General features: G+C 69.1%; 19 protein-coding genes and 3 tRNA genes. 16 read left to right on the top strand and 6 right to left on the bottom strand.

Annotated features, from left to right (window positions below; all coding sequences use genetic code 11):
- Positions 1-181: 181 nt before the first annotated feature.
- Entirely contained in the window at positions 182-367 is a 186-nt protein-coding gene (locus tag Q9R27_RS11270; protein WP_311252479.1) for a DUF3073 domain-containing protein, read from the top strand.
- Positions 368-390: 23 nt separating this feature from the next.
- Here Q9R27_RS11270 and Q9R27_RS11275 read toward each other — a convergent pair whose 3' ends face one another.
- Positions 391-1,479, bottom strand: coding sequence for a Glu/Leu/Phe/Val dehydrogenase dimerization domain-containing protein (locus Q9R27_RS11275; RefSeq protein WP_311252480.1), 1,089 nt, complete (start codon positions 1,477-1,479; stop codon positions 391-393).
- Between the two features lie 194 nt (positions 1,480-1,673).
- On the opposite strand from Q9R27_RS11275, the gene Q9R27_RS11280 reads away from it, so the two are divergent.
- Positions 1,674-1,868, top strand: coding sequence for a BldC family transcriptional regulator (locus Q9R27_RS11280; protein ID WP_311252481.1), 195 nt, complete (start codon positions 1,674-1,676; stop codon positions 1,866-1,868).
- 16 nt (positions 1,869-1,884) lie between these two features.
- Here the strand turns inward: Q9R27_RS11280 and Q9R27_RS11285 are convergent, their stop codons facing one another.
- Positions 1,885-4,479: an SCO7613 C-terminal domain-containing membrane protein gene (locus Q9R27_RS11285; protein ID WP_311252482.1), complete on the bottom strand. Its 2,595-nt coding sequence runs from the start codon at positions 4,477-4,479 to the stop codon at positions 1,885-1,887.
- 48 nt (positions 4,480-4,527) lie between these two features.
- On the bottom strand, positions 4,528-5,190 hold the full coding sequence (locus Q9R27_RS11290; RefSeq protein ID WP_311252483.1) for a hypothetical protein: 663 nt from the start codon (positions 5,188-5,190) through the stop codon (positions 4,528-4,530).
- A gap of 101 nt (positions 5,191-5,291) precedes the next feature.
- Between Q9R27_RS11290 and Q9R27_RS11295 the strand changes: the two genes are divergently transcribed.
- Complete coding sequence (locus Q9R27_RS11295) at positions 5,292-5,690, top strand: hypothetical protein (RefSeq protein WP_311252484.1); 399 nt, start codon at positions 5,292-5,294, stop codon at positions 5,688-5,690.
- 74 nt (positions 5,691-5,764) lie between these two features.
- Here Q9R27_RS11295 and Q9R27_RS11300 read toward each other — a convergent pair.
- Positions 5,765-5,838: transfer RNA gene (locus tag Q9R27_RS11300), tRNA-Phe, on the bottom strand.
- A gap of 134 nt (positions 5,839-5,972) precedes the next feature.
- On the opposite strand from Q9R27_RS11300, the gene Q9R27_RS11305 reads away from it, so the two are divergent.
- The 6 genes from Q9R27_RS11305 to Q9R27_RS11330 all read left to right on the top strand — a co-directional run bounded on the left by Q9R27_RS11305 (position 5,973) and on the right by Q9R27_RS11330 (position 9,041).
- A tRNA-Glu gene (locus Q9R27_RS11305) sits at positions 5,973-6,045 on the top strand.
- A 51-nt stretch (positions 6,046-6,096) separates the two neighbouring features.
- Positions 6,097-6,414 (top strand): helix-turn-helix domain-containing protein, encoded by a 318-nt coding sequence (locus Q9R27_RS11310; RefSeq protein WP_311252485.1) that lies wholly within the window; start codon positions 6,097-6,099, stop codon positions 6,412-6,414.
- Positions 6,415-6,486: 72 nt separating this feature from the next.
- The gene (locus tag Q9R27_RS11315) at positions 6,487-7,074 is read left to right on the top strand and encodes a hypothetical protein (RefSeq protein ID WP_311252486.1); all 588 of its coding nucleotides are present in this window, start codon (positions 6,487-6,489) and stop codon (positions 7,072-7,074) included.
- 210 nt (positions 7,075-7,284) lie between these two features.
- Positions 7,285-7,361, top strand: a tRNA-Asp gene (locus Q9R27_RS11320).
- Between the two features lie 68 nt (positions 7,362-7,429).
- The gene (locus tag Q9R27_RS11325) at positions 7,430-8,680 is read left to right on the top strand and encodes an MFS transporter (protein WP_311252487.1); all 1,251 of its coding nucleotides are present in this window, start codon (positions 7,430-7,432) and stop codon (positions 8,678-8,680) included.
- A 19-nt stretch (positions 8,681-8,699) separates the two neighbouring features.
- The gene (locus Q9R27_RS11330; RefSeq protein ID WP_311252677.1) at positions 8,700-9,041 is read left to right on the top strand and encodes a metallopeptidase family protein; all 342 of its coding nucleotides are present in this window, start codon (positions 8,700-8,702) and stop codon (positions 9,039-9,041) included.
- Positions 9,042-9,053: 12 nt separating this feature from the next.
- Here the strand turns inward: Q9R27_RS11330 and Q9R27_RS11335 are convergent, their stop codons facing one another.
- Positions 9,054-10,058 (bottom strand): ATP-binding protein, encoded by a 1,005-nt coding sequence (locus tag Q9R27_RS11335; protein WP_311252488.1) that lies wholly within the window; start codon positions 10,056-10,058, stop codon positions 9,054-9,056.
- Positions 10,059-10,175: 117 nt separating this feature from the next.
- On the opposite strand from Q9R27_RS11335, the gene Q9R27_RS11340 reads away from it, so the two are divergent.
- Positions 10,176-11,630 carry an NAD(P)/FAD-dependent oxidoreductase gene (locus tag Q9R27_RS11340; protein ID WP_311252489.1) on the top strand — a complete coding sequence of 485 codons (1,455 nt, stop codon included), beginning with the start codon at positions 10,176-10,178 and terminating at the stop codon, positions 11,628-11,630.
- 331 nt (positions 11,631-11,961) lie between these two features.
- Complete coding sequence (locus tag Q9R27_RS11345) at positions 11,962-14,154, top strand: RNA degradosome polyphosphate kinase (RefSeq protein ID WP_311252490.1); 2,193 nt, start codon at positions 11,962-11,964, stop codon at positions 14,152-14,154.
- Positions 14,155-14,242: 88 nt separating this feature from the next.
- On the opposite strand, the gene Q9R27_RS11350 is transcribed toward Q9R27_RS11345, so the two are convergent.
- Positions 14,243-15,217 carry a hypothetical protein gene (locus tag Q9R27_RS11350; RefSeq protein WP_311252491.1) on the bottom strand — a complete coding sequence of 325 codons (975 nt, stop codon included), beginning with the start codon at positions 15,215-15,217 and terminating at the stop codon, positions 14,243-14,245.
- A gap of 131 nt (positions 15,218-15,348) precedes the next feature.
- Here Q9R27_RS11350 and Q9R27_RS11355 point away from each other — a divergent pair, with 131 nt between their 5' ends.
- The 5 genes from Q9R27_RS11355 (at position 15,349) to pstB (ending at position 20,454) form a co-directional block, all read left to right on the top strand.
- The gene (locus Q9R27_RS11355) at positions 15,349-16,203 is read left to right on the top strand and encodes an NUDIX domain-containing protein (protein WP_311252492.1); all 855 of its coding nucleotides are present in this window, start codon (positions 15,349-15,351) and stop codon (positions 16,201-16,203) included.
- Positions 16,204-16,372: 169 nt separating this feature from the next.
- A complete protein-coding gene (locus tag Q9R27_RS11360) occupies positions 16,373-17,506 on the top strand; it encodes a phosphate ABC transporter substrate-binding protein PstS (RefSeq protein WP_311252493.1) in 1,134 nt (377 codons plus the stop codon).
- A gap of 94 nt (positions 17,507-17,600) precedes the next feature.
- The gene (gene pstC / locus Q9R27_RS11365; RefSeq protein ID WP_311252494.1) at positions 17,601-18,557 is read left to right on the top strand and encodes a phosphate ABC transporter permease subunit PstC; all 957 of its coding nucleotides are present in this window, start codon (positions 17,601-17,603) and stop codon (positions 18,555-18,557) included.
- A gap of 5 nt (positions 18,558-18,562) precedes the next feature.
- Positions 18,563-19,651 (top strand): phosphate ABC transporter permease PstA, encoded by a 1,089-nt coding sequence (pstA, locus tag Q9R27_RS11370; RefSeq protein ID WP_311252495.1) that lies wholly within the window; start codon positions 18,563-18,565, stop codon positions 19,649-19,651.
- A 23-nt stretch (positions 19,652-19,674) separates the two neighbouring features.
- Positions 19,675-20,454, top strand: a complete 780-nt coding sequence (gene pstB / locus Q9R27_RS11375) for a phosphate ABC transporter ATP-binding protein PstB (RefSeq protein ID WP_311252496.1) — start codon at positions 19,675-19,677, stop codon at positions 20,452-20,454.
- Positions 20,455-20,471 lie beyond the last annotated feature (17 nt).

Here is a 20,471-nt window from a genome sequence, read left to right on the forward strand (position 1 = left end):
CGGGCAAAAACCGGCTGGTTCTGTTCGCTGGTAGGGAAAAAGGCCCATCCTGCGGACCCTGGGTGTGCGGTAATGACCAGGGAGCAGGTAGCGTTGGCCCCACGAATACCGATCAAGATAGCCCGGGCGCTTCGGCCTAGCAGCCGACAGCCCCGGCCAAGCGCGCGAAGGGGTCGATCCTATGGGACGCGGCCGTGCCAAGGCCAAGCAGACCAAGGTTGCACGCGACCTGAAGTACCGGACTCACGAGACGGACTTCGGGGCGCTCGCCCAGGAACTGCACGGAGCCAAGAAGCAGAGTTCGTCGGAGTCTCGCGATGATGAGTACGACGACTGGTCGGACTACTCCGAACCACCGCGCGACTGACGCCGTGACGCGTGGGGCGTGGCTCAGCGGTTGAGCCACATCCCGCGCAACCGGCCGACCTCACGCATCCGCCGCTCCGCAAGCCGGTCCGCGGCGATCGCCGGGGGTACGCCGTCGGTGCGAGCGACCTCGAAGACTGCACGTGTGGTCTCGAAGATGCCGCTCGCTCGCTGCTGCGCGCGCTCGAAGTTGAAACCCTCGAGTTCGTCGTACACCTGGATCAGGCCGCCGGCGTTGACGCAGTAGTCGGGCGCATAGAGGATCCCGCGGTCGGCCAGCGCCTTCTCGATGCCCGGGTGGGCGAGTTGGTTGTTCGCGGCGCCGCAGACGATCTTCGCGCCCAGCGTCTCCACCACCTCGTCGCTGAGAGCACCGCCCAGGGCACAGGGGGCGTAGACGTCGATCCCGGATGCGAGGAGAGCCTCGGTGGAGTCGACCACGGTGACGTCAGGGTGCTCGTCGCGGATCCGGTCCAGCGCGGGCTGCCACACGTCGGTGACCACCACGTTGGCGCCGTCCTCGAGGAGGTGTCCGACGAGGTGGCGGCCGACCTTGCCGACGCCGGCCACGCCGACAGTGCGCCCGGTGAGGGTCGGTTCGCCCCAGACGGCCTCGGCAGCGGCGCGCATCCCCTGGAAGACGCCGTACGCCGTGAGCACCGAGCTGTCCCCGGCGCCGCCGTGGGCGACGGTGCGGCCGGTGACGTACGACGTCTCGCGGGCGATCTCGTCCATGTCGACGCTGAATGTGCCGACGTCGCAGGCGGTGTAGTAGCGGCCGTTGAGTGACTCGACGAAACGGCCATAGGCGCGGAGCAGCACCTCGGACTTGTCCTGGTTGGGGTCGCCGATGATCACGGCCTTGCCGCCGCCGAGGTCGAGCCCGGCCAGCGCGGCCTTGTAGGACATGCCGCGGGACAGGTTGAGCACGTCGGCCAGGGCTTCGCCGGTGCTCGGGTAGGCGTGGAAGCGGGTGCCGCCGAGGGCGGGGCCCAGGGCAGTGGAGTGGATCGCGATGATCGCCTTGAGGCCGCTGGCCTCGTCATGGCAGTGGACGACCTGCTCGTGCTCGTGGTCGAAGATGTCGTGCCCGTAGGCGGGGGATGCGGTCATGGTGACGACCTCTCTGTGCGGGAGCCGGTGGTGGTGGCTCGATCTCGGTGGACCCACAGGGGTGACGTGGGTCTCACTCCCACCATAGGGCGTTGGCAGCGGCGGAGGGGAATCGACCGGCGAGGTCCGCGGATTAGGTTGGCTGTGTCAAACTCTGTCGGGTAGAACCGGACATATCCGAAGAAAGAGGAGCCATGTCGTCCCCCAACAATGACTCTGACAACCTGCTCACCCCCTCCGAGGTTGCGGCGTTGTTCCGAGTGGATCCCAAGACGGTCACCCGCTGGGCCAAGGCCGGCAAGATCGGGTCCATCCGGACGTTGGGTGGCCACCGCCGCTTCCGTGAGTCCGAGGTGATGCAGCTCCTCGGCACCGAGTCCCAGGACTGACCCGGGGCCTGACTGCTCAGCGCAGGTGGCGCAGCCGGTCCGCGGCATCCTTGACCTGGGCCAGGCTCCGCTCCCAGGTGGCGCCGACGACGATCAGGGTCAGCCCGATCAGCCCGATCACCAGCCACTGCGGGATCACGTCCACGTGCGCCAGTTCGCGGATCACCAGCATCGCCCCGGCCACGCCGCCGATGATGATCGGCGCCGACCAACGCAGTGCTGCCCCGGCCATCACCGCCACCGAGCAGCCGATGCCGAGCAGCAGCGCCCGCAGTGAGACCGGGTCACCGAGCGCCAGCAGCAGTGACGGCATGGTGGCCAGGACCAGGCCGGTGCCCAGCGCCCGGAGCGAGCCCATCTGGGGGCGGCGCGCCATGGTGACCACGCCGACGACCAGGAGCACGACCGCGAGCGGCAGCGTGTAGGCCTCGACCACGTCGACGCCGACCTGCTCCAGGCGCAGCCACTGGGCCAGCGTGAGCAGGGCCAGGGCACCCCACGCCACCCAGCGGCGGTGCGCGTTGACCAGGGCAGTGATCGCCATGAGTACGCCGGCAACGGTCAGGTCGATCGCGGTCCAGGCCTGCTCGTTCCCCGCGCCCATCCCGATCGACAGGGACGTGGCGACCAGGGCAGTCGCGGCCACGGGCACTTCCCGGGTGAGCCGGGCCCGGGTGATCGCCCAGAGGCCGATCACGACCAGGATCGGCGCCGCCCGCCACGACTGGTCCACGTCGGCCAGGTGCAGCACGGTCCAGGTGAAGACGGCCGCCGCCGGCGCCAGGAGTACGTCGCCGATCCCGCGGACCGCGATCCGCCCGGAGGCGGCCAGGGCCAGGGACCCTGCGACGACGGCACCCGTGGTGATCGCGGTCAGGACGTCGGAGATGCTGCCGGTCAGGAGCGCAACGAGGGTTGCCGCACCCGCGACGCCGGTGCCGGCCACCACGGCAACCTCATCGGAGGACCGCAGGGCGACCAGTGCTGCTGCGGTGGCCACCAGGAGCAGCACGATGACTGCCAGCGCTGCGGGGGCGCCGTACGCACCGGGCAGGAGCGCGGCCGACCCGACGGTGAGCACGGCGGTTGGAACCACCCAGCGCGGCGTCTGTGCGGACCTGAAGAGGTGCGGGGTCAGCAGCATGACCGCCACCCAGGCCGCTGCGACCAGGCCGAGCACGGTGAGCGGCAGGGCGAGCGGGTAGTGCCACGGTTCCGGATCGTCCGGCAGGCGGACCCCGGCACCACTGGTCCAGGTGCCGTGGTCCAGGTGGGCCTCCATCGCGTGGCCGAGGCGCATCGTGGCGTGACTGGTCAGGGCAAGTGCGGCCGAGACGACCGGCGCCGAGATCGCCCACGCCCAGGCGTCGCGCCGGAAGGTGACGGTGAGCATGCCCAGGGCGACGAAGAGCAGCGCCACCCCCACCACGACGATCGGCTCCTCGTCGCTGGCCGGGCCGGCGAGCACGAAGGAGATCACGGCCACGGCGGCGCCCAGGCCGGTCACGCGGACCGGGAGGGGCAGGGGGCGGACCACGGCCAGGGCGCCGGCCAGGGCAGCGGCGACCAGGAGCGGCCACACGGTCAGGCCGCCGAAGAACGCGGCGTACGTCGGGTCGCCGTCCAGCCGGCCGAGCCCGGTGACGACCAGGAAGAGCCACCAGTAGATCGTCACGATGGCGAGGGTCACCGCGCTGATCCGCAGGCGGAGCGCGTGGCATCCGGCAGCCAGCACGAGGGTGGCGACCAAGCCGGCGGTGACGCCGGCGGCGCCGTCGATCATGACGGCCAGTGCGCCGCTCCCGGTGGCCCAGGCCAGCGCGCTGATCAGTTGGGCGCTGATCAGTCGGCCGATCCGGGCCCGGGCAGCGACGAGGGCGACGACCAGCGCCACGGCGCCGATCACGCAGCCCAGCACCAGGGTGAACGTGTCGCCGTCCATCTGCGGCAGCCAGCCCGAGGAGCGGGCGCCGAAGACGTCGACCACCAGGAAGCCCAGGGCGACCGTGGTGAAGGCCTCGGCGCCGCCGCGCAGTTCGCGGTGCGCGAGGAAGGTTGCGGTGGCTGCGGCGGCTGCGGTCAGCCCGAGCAGTACGGCGGTGCGTCCGCCGACGCCCATCTGGCTCCAGGCCACCGCGATGAAGACGATGGCGGCCACCAGCAGGCACAGGGCGCCGAGGCCGAGCAGGATCTTCGCCCCCGATTCGGCGGCGAATCCGGTCCGGGCCGGGGCAGGTCGCGGGGCGGGGAACGCGGGAAGGCCAGCGGTGCCGGGGCCTTGGCCGGACGGGGCTGGTGCGGCCGGGACTCGGGCTGGGGCTGCGGGGGCCGGGGCTGGGTTCCCGGCGGAGGGAGCAACCGCGGGTGCACCGACCGGAACGGTGCCGGTTGCCGGGACGGCCGCGGCGGGGCCCGCCGTACGGGCGGCAGTCGAGTTCGCCGACAGCCGCAGCAGGTCGGCGACCAGGCCGTCAGCGCGGGTCAGGGTGCGGAAGAGCTCCTGGGCCACCGACCCGCTCAGCGTGGTGTGGCAGGACGGGCAGGTGTGCGCATTGCGCGCCATGGTGGCGCGGCAGACGGGGCAGACCTCGGTGTCGGCATATCGGAACATGCCCCCATCCTTCCCCCGGGCGGGGCCGACGTACCCCTGCCGAAGGACTCAATCGGGCTGAGTATCCGTACCCATTCCTTCGCGCGCCGGCGCTTGGCGGTCCTCGGGCGAGTTCGGCAGGAACTGGGCAGCGAGGGCGGGCCAGGCATTGTCGATCAGGCTGGGCAGGTCGATCCGCATCGCCTTGCGTACGTGTGGCTTCTCCAGTTCGCGGGCCACGAAGCGCAGGATGAAGCGGCGCAGTTCGCCGTCGATCCCGGCCACCTTCTGCAGCAGCGCGGAGCGGCGCGAGTCGGCGCTGACGCTCAGCACCACCTCGTCCTCGGTCGGCGGGTGGATCACCCAGTTGATGATCAGCGGGTCCTCGAGCTCCATGGTGAGCTCGAGTGGCAGTTGTACGTCGGCCAGGAAGCGGGCGTGGTCGACCTGCATGTCCAGGTCGAAGGTGACCGCGACGGGGAGGATGAAGCGGAAGCCCGGGAGGTCGCCGGGGAGTTCGTCGCCGTACGTCTTGCCGAACGTGCCGGACGCGGTGATCCTGGCGAGCTTGCGTCCCGGTCCGGCTCCGATCGGCCCGAGGTGGAACGTCTCGCCCAGGATCCGGTCGATCGAGGCGAAGACGCGCTCGCGGGGCAGGACCAGGCGGATGAAGTCGGAGCCGAACCGTTCGAATCCGGGGAAGACCGCTGGTGGAGTGGGAGTCTCGGACACGGGGAAGAACCTATCCCGAACGCCTGGTGAGTAGGGGTGCTCAGCACGGTTTGAGTGTTTCGGCCGTGGTGTGCGACGAGTCCGGATCGGAGGATCGTGGCATGAACCAGACACCGCACCTGCACCCCGCCCCCGGTCATCCGTCACCGAGCCGTCCGGGCTCCGGTTCCGGCTTCGGCCCCGGTTGGGTGGTGGCGGCGTGGATGGCGACCGCAGCGGTGGTCGCCGTCCTGGCGCTGAGCGGCTACCTGGTCTGGGACACCATCGACTTCATCGAGAGCACCGGTCCTGAGGACGACGCTTCCCTGGCCGGCGTCGGCTTCATCGTTGCGGGGATCTTCGCGATCCCGGCGATCCTGGCCGGCGCCCTCCTGGTCGCCAGTGTGCTGGCCCGCAACGCGGTCACCGCGCGGAAGGTCCTGGTCGCGCTCGGCGCCACGATCATCGGGCTCGAGGCGATGCTCCTGGCGCCGAACCTCGTCCTGCTGCCGGGCTTCTGAACCGCCGGGACCTGGGTGGGAACCGTCCGGGAATGACCGAAGCCGCGATCCGGGGATCGCGGCTTCGGGGGCTGTGGCCAGGGGCGGGGTCGAACCGCCGACCTACCGATTTTCAGTCGGTCGCTCGTACCAACTGAGCTACCTGGCCGGGCCGCAGAGAAGATTACCCCACTGGCTCGGCTGGGTGAAAATGCCATTCACTTTGGTGCTCGCCGCTGCCTGCGCCTATGCTGTACCGGCCCGGGAGCACGTCGTACGACGCGGTCGCGGGTGCAGCACCAGGCCCCCATCGTCTAGCGGCCTAGGACGTCGCCCTTTCACGGCGGTAGCACGGGTTCGAATCCCGTTGGGGGTGCAAGTGAACAGATAAACTGGCAAGTGTTCATGCGACGGGTAGGCTGGGCTCATGAACCTCGCACTGCGCCTGACTCCGGAAGACCTGGCTGATCGCAAGAGTGCCACCCAGTCCGTCATCGCGTTCCTGCGTGAGGCGGAGAAAGTGGGGGCTTCGGTCGAGCTGTCGGCTGAGGCCCCGTTCCTGACGCCGGAGCAGGCGGCGAAGCAGCTCGGCCTCTCGCGTCCGACCATCTCGCGCCGGATCAAGGCAGGCGACTTGAAGGCCGTCAAGGTCGGCAACCGGAACCGCATCCCGGTCGCCGAGTTCGAGCGCTTCCGCGACGACTACCTCGACGAACTGGCCAGCGGCCTTGCCGACGACCTCTGAGTGACCGGATGACTCGGGTCTATCTGGGATGCCAACGTCCTGGTCCCGTCCTACGCGCGCACGCTGCTGGTGATGGCTGCGCCACTGTCGGACTTCACGGTGACCTGGAGTCTGCATGCAGAAGCCGAGGCCGAGCGTCATCAAGAGTCCGGAGCTGCACCGATCTCGGTCCTTCGCAAGCGGTTCGGTTGGGATGTTCTCGTTCCTGATGGCAACATCGAACTGAATGACACCGACGCCAAGGACAAGCCGATTCTGTCCGCCGCCTCGAATGCGGGGGCTAAGTTCGTCATCACGGAGAACGTCAAGGACTTCGGCGTCAAGGGCCTTGCGAGGTTGCAGATGTCTGCAGTGCACCCGGATCTGTTCCTCGCCAACCGCATCGACGTCGAGACATACCGCGACATCCTCACTCGACTGGGGCGAGTGCGAACTAGAGAGCCGAACACGGCGATAGAGATCCATCGTGTCGAGACGGGGACGCATCTGCCGCTCTTGGCGGCAGGTATGGAGGATGCCTATTCGGTTGCCTTCAATGCGCCCGCGAAGGCCAGTCCGCGCCTGGCCTTCCGCGGTGTCCGGTGTGTCGCATGTGGCGAGCTCCTCGATGATTCCGCCGACCTGAAGACCGGCCTTGGGCCCGAGTGCCGCAAAGCGTGAGCGGTCGACTGGGGGCGACCTCGCGTTCGTGGCGGTGGCTTGTGCGCCACGAGTGGTCACTCGGAGCCATTCCAGGCCGTTTTTCAGGTCTCCCAGTGACCACTCGGCATGCACGTCGAGAGGAGGAGTCGAGTCGCTTCCTGCTCCCGATTGGGAGACACGGGCCGGGATGGGTTATCGTTCATCCGCTTCCTCGTGAAGCAAGCACCTGGCCCCGTAGCGCAGTTGGTTAGCGCGCCGCCCTGTCACGGCGGAGGCCGCGGGTTCGAGTCCCGTCGGGGTCGCCATCGACGCGAGGCCCACTCCAGTGCGGAGTGGGCCTCGCGCCATGTTGGCACCAGCAAGGTGGTTGACCATGGGAGCAGTGCCCGACAGTGCCGAGCAGGCACGGATCCAGCGGCGTACGTTGCGGGTCGTCGTCGCCAGCCAGGTGCTCGGCGGCGCCGGGCTGGCCGCCGGGATCACCGTGGGCGCACTGCTCGCCGAGGACATGCTCGGCTCCGAGGGCCTGGCCGGCCTGCCGACCGCACTCTTCACCCTCGGGTCCGCGCTCGCCGCCTTCCTGGTTGGCCGGACCAGCCACCGGTGGGGACGCCGTGTCGGCCTCGGTGCCGGCTTCGCGATCGGCGGGCTCGGTGCGCTCGGTGTCGTACTGGCCGCGATCGTGGACAGCGTCCCGCTCCTCTTCGTGGCGCTCTTCGTCTACGGCGCCGGCAGCGCCACCAACCTGCAGGCCCGGTACGCCGGCACCGACCTTGCCGAGCCCGAGAAGCGCGGATCGGCGATCAGCGTCGCGCTGGTCTCCACCACCCTCGGCGCCGTCGCCGGCCCCAACCTGGTCGAGCCACTCGGCGACCTGGCCGATGCGCTCGCCATCCCCACGCTCTCGGGGCCGTTCCTGCTGGCAGCGGTGGCCTACCTGGCCGCGGGGTCGGTGCTGCTGGTCCTGCTCCGGCCCGACCCCTACCTCGTGGCTAGGGCGATCAGCGCCGCGGAGGAGGCCACGCGCGATCCCGCGCTGCCCCCGGCCGACCTACCCCGGCCGGAGGTCGGTGCCTACGTCGGCGCCACGATCATGGTGCTCACCCAGATCGCGATGGTCGCGATCATGACGATGACCCCGGTGCACATGCGCGCCCACCACCACGAACTGGGCGCTGTTGGCCTGGTGATCGGCCTGCACATCGCCGGCATGTACCTGCCTTCCCCGGTCACCGGCATCCTGGTCGACCGGTTCGGCAGGACCACGATGGCGATCGCAGCAGGGGCGACGCTGCTGGCCGCCGGTGTGGTGGCCGCCCTCGCCCCGGGCGACTCGCTGGGGATGCTGGTCCTGGCCCTGGTGCTGCTCGGGATCGGCTGGAACTTCGGCCTGATCGCCGGCACCGCGCTCGTCGTCGACGCCACCGTGCCGCAGAACCGTCCCCAGACCCAGGGCACGATCGACGTGCTCATCGCGCTGGCCGGCGCCGGCGGAGGAGCGATGTCCGGCGTGGTGGTGTCGTGGACCAGTTTCGAGACCCTGTCCCTGGTCTTCGGTGCGCTCTCCCTGGTGCTGGTCCCGGTGCTCGTGTGGGCCCAGCGGCAACAGCAACCCGTCAGGTAGGTTCGCCACCGTGATCGAGATGGGGCGGGACGCGTTCGAGGCGCTGGTGGACCAGGCGCTGGACGAGATCCCGGACGAGATCGCGAACCTGGTGGAGAACGTGGTCGTCCTGGTCGAGGAGGAGCCGCCCGAGGGCGAGCCGGACCTGCTCGGACTCTATGAGGGCGTTGCGCTGACCGACCGGCAGGCGAACCATGCGATGGAGTTGCCGGACCGAATCTTCATCTTCATGAACCCGTTGCTGGAGATGTGCCGCGACGAGCAGGAGCTGGTCGAGGAGGTCACGATCACCGTGGTCCACGAGATCGCCCACCACTTCGGGATCGACGACGCCGCCCTCCACGAGCTCGGCTGGGGCTGAGATCGCGCTCGGTCAGCGGACCTTCGGGGCCACCGTGGTCAGGCCCGACCAGGGTTGCGGCTCGAGGCCGTCGTACTGGCGGAGCACCTGGGCGATGAACCAGTCGCGGAACTCCACCTGCTGCTCGTTGGCGGCCACCGAGAGCAGGCGCTCCTCGCGGCAGAAGGCGTCGGCCAGGTCGAGTACGTCGCGCATCTGGGTCAGGAACTCGGGCACCTCCGCGCTGAGCCGGACGGTGAAGTCGGCCGTCGCGGCGCCCTGCTCGATGGCGTGGTTGAGCTCCTCCATCCCCGGCGCCTCCCGGATCTCGGCGTCGAAGCGCTCGAAGAGTGCGGTCAGCGTGCCCGCCACCGGATAGTCGCCCTCGTGGGCCAGTGCCAGGAGGCGCAACTCGCGACGGAGCTCGCGGAACTGGCGGCGCCAGTCCAGGAAGACGGCGATGGGGAAGTCGGAGAAGACGACCTGGTGCGGTGCCTCCCCGGGCCGGGGCGTGGCGATGTGGCCGCTCGGGGCGGAGGAGAAGACCTGGCCGGTCAGGTCGGGCTCCTCCACCGGGCCGTCGGCCGGCTCGAACCAGACGACCTTGCCGTCATCGAGGAGGTCGGAACCCCAGGCGTGGGAGACCATGGCGACCATGGCCAGGCCGCGGCCGAAGGTGGCGAAGAGTTCGTCCTCCTCGGTCATCGCCTGGTTGGAGACCGGTGGGTCGAAGGAGCCGTCGAGCACCTCGATGCGCGGGTGGCGCCGGGTGCCCCGCACCCGGACCTGGATCGGTGGGGAGCCGTGCAGGATGGCGTTGGTGACGAGTTCGGAGATGCCGAGTTCTGCGTTGTCGGCGAGGTCGTCGCGCCCCAGTTCGTGGCAGGCCTCAGTGACCCAGCGGCGCGATTCCTTCACGGATCGCGGACTGGCCTCAAGAGTCAGTTCCCCCCTGCTCAGAGGCAAATCATCACCTTCGGATGGTTTGTTCCGTGCTCCCCAGTGTGGGAGATGCCACAGGCATATTCCCGGCCCCACGCTGGTTGAAACATGGAGTTCCTGAAATTTCCGCGATGGCCGGTTTCAGTGATCCGGACCGTTGGTGGGAACATGGAGCAAGGCACTTGACACACCAGAAGGAAGGCCTTGAGGCAGATGGCAAGCGAGAACAACGGCAAGCACCAGGTGGTCGTCGTCGGCTCCGGATTCGGGGGCCTGTTCAGCACCAAGTCCCTCAAGCGTTCCGACGTCGAGGTGACCATGGTTGCCAAGACCACCCATCACCTGTTCCAGCCGCTGCTCTACCAGGTCGCCACCGGCATCCTCTCCCAGGGCGAGATCGCCCCGCCGACCCGTGAGGTGCTGGCCGGGCAGAAGAACGCCCAGGTCCTGCTGGGCACCGTCACCGACGTCGACCTCGAGGCGCGCACCGTCCGTCACCACGTGCTCGGGCGCGAAACGGTCACGCACTACGACACCCTGATCGTCGCGGCCGGCGCCAGTCAGTCCTACTTCGGCAACGACCACTTCGCCGAGTTCGCCCCGGGGATGAAGAGCATCGACGACGCCCTCGAGCTCCGGGGCCGGATCTTCGGTGCCTTCGAGATGGCCGAGAACGCTGCTGCCCGCGGCGAGCCGACCGACCACCTGATGACCTTCGTCGTGGTCGGCGCTGGCCCCACCGGTGTGGAGATGGCCGGCCAGATTGCGGAGATGGCGCACAAGACGCTGCGCAAGGACTTCCGCTCCATCGACACCCGCAAGGCGCGGATCATCCTGCTCGACGCGGCGCCCCAGGTGCTGCCGCCGTTCGGTGCCAAGCTGGGCGCCAAGGCCAAGCGCGAGTTGGAGAAGATCGGTGTCGAGGTCCAGCTCGGCGCCATGGTCGTCGCCATGGACGAGCGCGGCCTGGAGGTCAAGGACAAGGACGGCACCACCCGCCGGATCGACTCGGTGGCCAAGGTATGGGCTGCCGGGGTCCAGGCGAACCCGTTGTCGAAGACGCTCTCGGAGCAGAGCGGTGCGCCCCTCGACCGTGCTGGTCGGATCTCGGTCAACCCGGACCTGACGCTGCCGGGCTATCCGGAGGTCTTCGTCCTCGGCGACATGATCTCGCTGGACAACCTCCCCGGTGTCGCGCAGGTGGCGATCCAGGGCGCCAAGTACGCCGCCAAGGAAATCGACAACCGGCTCAAGAACAAGGCCCCCCAGCCGCCCTTCAAGTACTTCGACAAGGGCTCGATGGCGATCATCTCCAAGTTCCGCGCCGTCGCCAGTGTGGGCAAGCTGAAGCTGAACGGATCGCTGGCCTGGTTGATGTGGCTGGCGGTGCACCTGATCTATCTGACCGGCTTCAAGAACCGGATCAGCGCCCTCCTCTCGTGGGCAATCACCTTCATCGGCAACGACCGCTCGGAGCGGACCGTGACCGAGCAGCAGATCTTCGCGCGCCTGGCGCTGGAGAAGATCGAGGGCACCACCCGCCTGGTCAGTGCACCGGGCGAGTTCGACGCCGCGATGGAGGCCAAGCGTGCCGAACTCGAGGAGAAGGCCGCCGAGGAGACCCGCCTGACCGACCAGGGCAAGCGCGGGGTCCACGTCGACGCCTGAGGAGTGAGCCGGAGGCGACCCGAGGAACGAGGGTCGTTGGAGGTGAGCCCCGCAGGGCGGCGACAGGTGGGTTGAGTCGACGCCTGAGGAGTGAGCCGGAGGCGACCCGAGGAACGAGGGTCGCCCACCAGGCCGGAACGGTGCACATGCACCCGAACGGCCCCGGAAGCGCCGGCTCCAGGGCCGCAACGGTGCATATGCGCCCAACCGGCCGGCATACGTCGTCAGGTTGGGCGCCCGAGCGGCCGGCGTACGTCGTTGACTGCGCGCGCCCAACCGGCCGACGTACGTCGTCACCTGCTGTTCACCCGGTCCTGTCACACTCGATCGCATGACGCAAGACAGCCTGCCCGCGCACGTCGTGGGTGCCATCGAGGAGGGCCCGGTCGAGCCTGGATTGCATGCGGTGACCAGCACCGGGACGTTCGACATCGAGCCGCCCTATGTCCCGGATGCGGCCGACATCGCCGGGCTGGAGGCGTTCGAGGACCGCTTCGGTGACCGGGAGCTGTCGTGGCTGCACTTCAACGAGCGGGTCCTGGAACTGGCCGAGGACCAGGACATCCCGCTGCTGGAGCGGGCCCGGTTCCTGGCCATCTTCGCCTCCAACCTGGACGAGTTCTTCATGGTCCGCGTGGCCGGCCTGAAGCGGCGGATCGCGGCCGGGGTGGCGGTGCGCAGCGCCAGCGGCCACCTGCCCCGCGAGGTGCTCGAGTCGATCTGGGAGAACACGTCGCAGCTGATGGCCCGCCATGCCGCGGTCTTCCAGGACGAGGTCATCCCGGCGCTGCGGGCTGAGGGGATCGAACTGGTCCGCTGGGAGGCGCTGGACAAGGAGGAGCAGAAGCTGTGCAAGCGGCTCTTCAAGGAGCGCGTCTTCCCGGTGCTCACCCCGCTCGCGGTCGACCCGGCGCACCCGTTCCCCTACATCTCCGGCCTCTCGCTCAACATTGCCGTCCTGGTCCGCAACCCGAAGACCGGCAAGGAGCACTTCGCCCGGGTCAAGGTGCCGCCGATCTTCAACCGCTTCGTCGCGCTCGGCAACCAGCGGTTCGTCCCGCTCGAGGACGTCATCGGGGAGCACCTCAAGCGCCTCTTCCCGGGCATGGAGGTGGTCGAGGCACACACCTTCCGGGTCACCCGCAACGAGGACCTCGAGGTGGAGGAGGACGACGCGGAGAACCTGCTGGCCGCGCTGGAGAAGGAACTGCTGCGCCGCAAGTTCGGACCGCCGGTCCGGCTCGAGGTCGAGGAGTCGATCAATCCGCGGGTGCTGGACCTGCTCATCTCCGAGTTGGGGGTCACTGATGCCGAGGTGGTCCGGCTCCCCGGGCCACTGGACCTGCGGGGCCTCAACGACATTGCCGACCTGCCGCGCGAGGAGTTGAAGTACCCGGGCTTCGTGCCGACCACGAACATCCAGCTCGCGCCGGTCGACTCGGCGAGCCCGGTCGACGTCTTCACGTCCGCCAACCGCGGGGACGTGCTGTTGCACCACCCCTATGACTCGTTCGCCACCAGCGTGCAGCGCTTCATCGAACAGGCGGCCGCGGACCCGCACGTGCTGGCGATCAAGCAGACGCTCTATCGCACCTCGGGTGACTCGCCGATCATCGACGCCCTGGTCGATGCCGCCGAGGCCGGCAAGCAGGTGCTGGTGATCGTCGAGATCAAGGCCCGCTTCGACGAGTCCAACAACATCCGCTGGGCGCGCAAGCTCGAGCACGCCGGCTGCCATGTCGTCTATGGCCTGGTCGGGCTGAAGACCCACGCCAAGCTCTCGATGGTGGTCCGCGACGAGGGGGAGTCCGGCGGGGGCATCCGCCGCTACACCCACATCGGCACGGGCAACTACAACCCCAAGACCGCTCGCCTCTATGAGGACTTCGGCATGATCACCGCCGATCAGTCGATCGGGGAGGACGTCGCGCACCTGTTCAACAACCTCAGCGGTTATTCGCGCAAGCCCTCCTATGACCAGTTGCTGGTGGCGCCGGACTCGATCCGTGACGGCCTGGTCGAGCAGATCCACGCCGAGATCGCCCACCACCAGGCCGGTCGCCCAGCCGGGATCCGGCTCAAGGCCAACTCACTGGTCGACGAGGCGATCATCGACGCTCTCTACCTGGCCTGCCAGGCCGGGGTCGGGGTGCAGGTGCTGGTCCGCGGCATCTGTGCCGCGCGACCCGGCGTACCGGGCCTCTCGGAGGCGATGCAGGTCCGCTCGATCCTGGGACGCTTCCTCGAGCACAGCCGCGTCGTGGAGTTCGCCAACGGTGGTGAGCGGGTGACCTGGATCGGCTCGGCCGACATGATGCACCGCAACCTGGACCGTCGGGTCGAGGTGATGGTCCGCCTGCCCAGCGAGGAACTCGTCCAGCAGGTCGCCGACGTGCTGGACATGGCGTGGGACCCCGCAACCGATGCCTGGGAGCTCGGCCCGGACGGGTGCTGGACGCGCAACCGGGGATCGCAGCACCTGCACGAGATGCTGATCGAGGCGCACCGGCGTACCAAGCGCTGACGATCAGCAGGCGGTTCCGAACGCAACGATTGAGCTTTCGCGCATCAACAATTGAGCGTTCGCGACACAACCGCTGAGCGTTCGTGGGTCAGCAGGCGGCGAGGAGGACCGGGCCCGAGGTGAGGTTGCTCAGCGGGTAGGAGCGGTCGTCCGCCTGCCCGGTGAGTACGACGTGGTGCCCGTCGGCCTCGGCATCGGCCAGGGTGAACAGGGAGCGGTAGTCGACGCCCTGGCCGGGGTCGTCCGCGCCGGCCAGGGCGCGGCGGGGTGCCAGGTTCCGCTCGGCCCGGTCGTCGTCCTCGAAGCCGAACACGATCCGGATCCGGGAACCGGGCTCGAGGGCGACCAGATAGCCGGTCAGCGGGGAGACGCCCCCGGCCTGCTCGACCAGTGATGCGGCAACCGCGCGCGCTTCGTCATCCGCGCTGCTCATGCTCAGTGCCTCGCAGGCGAAGTCGCCGGCGAAGGCGGTGGCGACCAGCGGTTCGGCGCCCGCGGTCAGCCCGGACAGGTCGAGGCCATCGGCGTCGCCCCGGGCGACCCGGACCGCGGACTCCAGGTAGGGCGCCTGGTCGGAGGCGAGCAGCAGGCCCTGGTCGGCCAGGAAGGCGACATTGGTCAGTTCGAAGGTGGTCAGGCCCAGGTCGTTGACGGTGGTGGCGCTGCCCTGCCAGACCGCGCCGTCCATCGCGTCGTCCCCGGGGCGGGGCCACCCGGCGGCGGCGAACCCGTCCGCCACCGACGCGACGTCGTCGAAGGAGAGGATCACCACCAGGCCGTCGCGTGACTGGCCCATGATCTCCCACTGCGCATCGACGGGGGAGAAGCCGATGCCGGCCTCGAGCCGCTCGGCCGAGGAGAGCAGTGAGGAGACGGCCAGGTCGCGGTCGGCGAGTTCGTCGGCCATGTCATCGGGCCCGACCTCGGCGCCGACTTCGTCGCGTACGGAGTCCCAGTCGGTCCAGGTGACCCGGAGCGTCTCGGCCGGCAGCATGGCCGCCGCTCGCTCGAAGTCGGTGGCCCTGGGCCACAGCAGCCAGGCCACCCCGGCGACGACTGCCACCACCAGCACCACCAGGGCGGTGACCAGGGCGACCCGGCGACGGGGAAGCGGTAGCGAATTCAGGACGACTCCTCGGTGGCGTTGTCCGGACAGGGTAATGCGGTCCGGTCGCGATCTCTTACTCTGTGGGCATGCCGCAGCCCGAGGTCATTGCCGCAGGCGTCGTCGTACGGTCCAAGGGGGCGGTGCTGCTGGTGCATCGCCCGGCGTACGACGACTGGTCGTTCCCCAAGGGCAAGCTCGACCGGGGCGAGCACATCACCACTTGCGCGGTGCGCGAGGTGCGCGAGGAGACCGGCCTCGACGTGCGGCTCGGGGTGCCGCTGACCAGCCAGCACTACCCGGTGGGCCGGCGGGACAAGGTGGTCCACTACTGGGCCGGGCGCGTGGTGGGGGAGCGCGACGTCTCCGGCTATGAGCCCAACAAGGAGATCGATCAGGTCCGCTGGGTCCCCCTCGACGAGGCAGCCGGGCTGCTCACCCATGCGCGCGACCGCGACACCCTGGCCGAGGCACGGACGTTGCCGGCGAAGACCGACGTCCTGGTGGTGCTGCGCCACGCCGCGGCCCGCTCCCGCAAGCAGTGGCGCCAGGACGACCGGCTCCGCCCGCTGCTGGCCGTGGGCACCGTGGCGGCACGCCGGTTGGCGCCCGTCCTGGCGGCGTACGACGTGAAGCAACTGGTCTCCTCCAGCAGCCTGCGCTGCCTGCAGACGCTGGCCCCGTACGCCGAGGCGACGGGCCGGGCGGTGGGTGCCACCGATGCACTCACCGAGCAGGACGCGACGCCGGAATCGGTGCTGGAGGTCATCGGCCGGATCATCGAGCAGCAGCGGCGCACGGTGCTCTGCTCGCACCGACCGGTGTTGCCGGATGTCTTCGCGACCCTGGGCGTGGCGGACCCGGGCCTGGATCCGGGCGAACTGGTCGTGGTGCACCACCGCGGCGGCCGGATCGTGGCCACCGAGAGCCATCTGGCCGGCTGAGTCAAGGGTCAACGGCGGCGTTCATGTGATCGTCGTCTCTTCTCCGCGTGGGCGTGGCCAAGGTGACCGGAGCCGTTCACCGTGCATTCACCTGCGCCGCCGGATCCGGTCACTTCGCGCCGCTTCACTTCACGACGTCAACACATTCACGTCCACCAGGAGCATTGAAGTGAAGCGCACTTCCTTCCGCCGCGTCGCGGCACCCGCCGTCGCGACCGCAACCATCTTCGCCCTGGCCGCCTGCGGTGGCGGCAACGAGACCGGCGAGAACCAGATCGAGGGCGACTCCGGTGACGCCTCCGTCTACGAGGGCCTCACCGGCACCCTGACCGGCGGTGGCGCCTCGTCGCAGAAGTCGGCCCAGGCCGCATGGGCCGCCGGCTTCGGCACCGTTGCCCCCGACGTCACCCTCGAATACGCCCCCGAGGGCTCCGGCGCCGGTCGGGAGAACTTCATCTCCGGCGGTTACAAGTTCGCCGGCACCGACTCCTACCTCAAGGCCGAGGAGCTCGCTGCAGCGACCGAGACCTGCATGGGCACCGCGCCGATCCAGATCCCCAACTACGTCTCCCCGATCGCGATCATCTTCAACGTCGACGGGGTCACCGACCTGCAGCTGAGCCCGACCACCCTGGCCGACATCTTCGCCGGCAAGATCACGAAGTGGAACGACCCGGCCATCGTCGCCGACAACGAGGGCAACGCGGGCGCCGCCAACCTGCCCGACGCCGCGATCCGCGCCGTCCACCGCTCGGACGAGTCCGGCACCACGGAGAACTTCACCGAATACCTCTCCAAGGTCGCGGCCGAGAACTGGACCGCCGGTGCGATCGAGACCTGGCCGAAGGAGTTCGGTGGCGAGGGCGCCAAGGGCACCGACGGCGTGGTCAAGTCCGTCACCGACGGTGAGAAGAACGCCATCGGGTACGCCGACGCCAGCCAGGCCGGCCAGCTCGGCCAGGCCAAGATCAAGGTCGGCGAGGACTTCGTCGGCCCGTCGGCCGACGCCGCTGCCAAGATCCTGGACGTCTCCCCGCCGGCCGAGGGCGCGGGCGAGAACGCCCTCGTCTTCGACCTGGCCCACGAGACCACCGAGGCCGGCACCTACCCGATCGTGCTGACGTCGTACCTGCTGGCCTGCCAGCAGTACGCCGACGCCGAGACCGGCAAGCTGGTCAAGGGCTACCTGACCTACATCCTCTCCGAGCAGGGCCAGAAGATCGGCTCCGACGAGGCCGGCTCCGCGCCGCTCTCGCCGAAGTTGAGCGAGCAGGCCAAGGCCATCGTCGAGAAGATCAGCTGACCGATCAGGTCGTCTGTGGATGGGGCGGACCACGACCGGTCCGCCCCATCTGCCGTGATCGGAACCAGTTCGTGAAGCTGTTCATGGAGGTCCAGTGAGCACCACCCTCGACCCGGCGCCCCCCGCCGCGGAGGAGTCGGCCGGAGCACGCCCGCCCACCCGGATGGGCGACGTCATCTTCAGCAAGGCCGCGCTGATCGCCGGGGTCCTGGTCATCGCCTTCCTGGCCGGTGTCGGCGCCTTCCTGGTGATCCAGGGCATCCCGGCGCTGGATGCATCCGGCGCCGACGCGTACGGCGAACCCAGCATCTGGCGCTTCGTCGGGATGCTGATCTATGGAACGATCTTCGCCTCGCTGATCGCGATGCTGATCGTCACCCCGCTCGCCATCGGGCTGGCTCTGGTCATCTCGCACTATGCCCCGCGCAGTATCGCGCGACCGGTCGGCTACCTGGTCGACCTGCTCGCCGCCGTGCCCTCGGTCGTCTTCGGGCTGTGGGGCCTGGAGGTGCTCGCCCCCAGGTTGCTGCCGGCGTACAACTGGCTCAGTGAGAACGCCGACTGGCTGCCGTTCTTCACCGGCACCGTCAACCAGCGCTCGCTGCTGACGGCCTCGATCGTCCTGGCGCTGATGGCGCTGCCGATCGTGACCGCGATCCTGCGCGAGATCTTCGCCCAGACCCCGCGTGCGCACGAGGAGGCCGCCCTGGCGCTCGGCGCCACCCGGTGGGAGATGATCAAGATGGCGGTCTTCCCCTACGCGCGCTCCGGGATGGTGGCCGCGGTGCTGCTCGGCCTGGGCCGGGCGCTGGGCGAGACGATGGCCGTGGCGATGGTCCTCTCCGCCACCGGGACCGGGTTCGTGACGCTGAGCGTCATCTCCCAGGACAACCCGAACACGATCGCGGCCTTCATCGCCAACAACTACGCGAACGCCTCGGGGGAGAAGATCAACACGATGGTCTTCGCCGGCCTGGCGCTGTTCGCGCTCACGTTCGTCGTCAACTTCGCGGGGCGCTGGATCGCCACCCGCGGTCAGGTCAAGGGGTGAGGACGATGACCCAGGACACCGTTGCGCCGGTCAAGCAGGGCCCCACGATGGGCATCACTGCCGGCCAGTTGCCCCGCTTCGCGTCCCTCATCGTGGCTGCTTTCGCGCTCGTCGCCGGGTTGTTGCTCGGCACGCTGCTGGGCGCCGGGATGTTCGGCACCGTCCTGCTCTCCTGGCTCTTCTTCGTGATCGCCCTGCCCCTGTGGTCGCGCGTGGTCGAGGGGCGGCGCAAGGCGGCGGACCGCTCCGTCCAGGCGCTGGTCTGGTCGATCTTCGTGCTCGCCATGGCACCCCTGGTCAGCCTCATCTTCACCGTGGTCAGCAAGGGCGGACCGGTCGTCACGCCGGACTTCCTGCAGCGCGACATGAGCGGCTTCGCCGAACTCGGCCAGGGCGGCGGCATCTACCACGCGATCATGGGGACCATCATGGTCACCGCGATCGCGGCGATCATCGCGATCCCGATCGGGGTGCTGACCGCGATCTACCTGGTGGAGTACGGCGCCGGGAAGCGGCTTGCCTCCACGATCACCTTCCTGGTCGACGTGATGACCGGCATCCCCTCGATCGTGGCCGGCCTCTTCGCCGTCTCACTCTTCATGCTGCTCACCGGGAATCCGCTGCCGCGCCTGGGCCTGGGAGGCGGTGTCGCGCTGTCGCTGCTGATGATCCCGACCGTGGTCCGCTCCGTGGAGGAGATGCTCAAGCTGGTCCCCGACGATCTGCGCGAGGCGTCGTACGCCCTGGGCGTGCCGAAGTGGCGCACCATCACCAAGGTGGTGCTGCCGACCTCGGTGGCCGGCATCGTCACCGGCATCACCCTCTCGGTGGCGCGGGTCGCCGGCGAGACCGCGCCGCTGCTGCTCATCTGCGGGGTGGCCCGGGAAGCGAACTGGAACCCGTTCGAGGGCTCGGTGCAGACGCTGCCGGTCTTCATCTACGGCTCGCTGAGCAGCACTGCCGACGCCAAGTACGGCGACATCTGGCTGGACCGCGTCTGGGGCGCGGCGCTGGTGCTGATCGTCATCGTGATGGCACTCAACCTGATCGCCCGCATCATCGGGAACGTCTTCGCGCCCAAGACCGGTCGCTGACAACAGAAGGACTGCAACAACACATGGCCAAGAGCATCGAGGTCCGGGACCTCAACATCTATTACGGCGACTTCCTCGCGGTGCAGGACGTGAACGTCCACATCAAGGCGAAGTCGGTCACCGCCTTCATCGGCCCCTCCGGGTGCGGCAAGTCGACGGTGCTCCGTTCGCTCAACCGGATGCACGAGGTGATCCCCGGCGCCCGGGTCAGTGGCGAGGTCGTTGTCGACGGCCAGTCCCTCTACGCGCCGGCGGTGGACCCGGTCGCCGTACGTCGCCAGATCGGCATGGTCTTTCAGCGGCCGAATCCGTTCCCGACCATGTCGATCTATGAGAACGTGCTGGCCGGCAACCGGCTCAACGCCAGGAGGATGAAGAAGTCCGAGGCGGACGACATCGTGGAGCGCTCGCTGAAGGGCGCCAACCTGTGGACTGAGGTCAAGGACCGGCTGGACAAGCCCGGGATGGGGCTCTCCGGGGGGCAGCAGCAGCGCCTGTGCATCGCGCGGGCGATCGCGGTGGAGCCCGAGGTGCTGCTGATGGACGAGCCCTGCTCGGCGCTGGACCCGATCTCCACGGCTGCGGTGGAGGACCTGATCCACGAGTTGAAGAGCGACTACACGATCGTGATCGTCACCCACAACATGCAGCAGGCGGCCCGCGTCTCCGACGAGACCGGCTTCTTCAACCTCAAGGCGGTCGGGGAGCCCGGCCACCTGGTCGAGTTCAACCCGACGGCGAAGATCTTCTCCAACCCGGACAACGAGGCCACCGAGGCGTACGTGTCGGGCCGCTTCGGCTGAGCCGCCCGGCCCCACTT

Source organism: Nocardioides sp. AE5, assembly GCF_031844485.1.
Taxonomy (GTDB): Bacteria; Actinomycetota; Actinomycetes; order Propionibacteriales; family Nocardioidaceae; genus Nocardioides.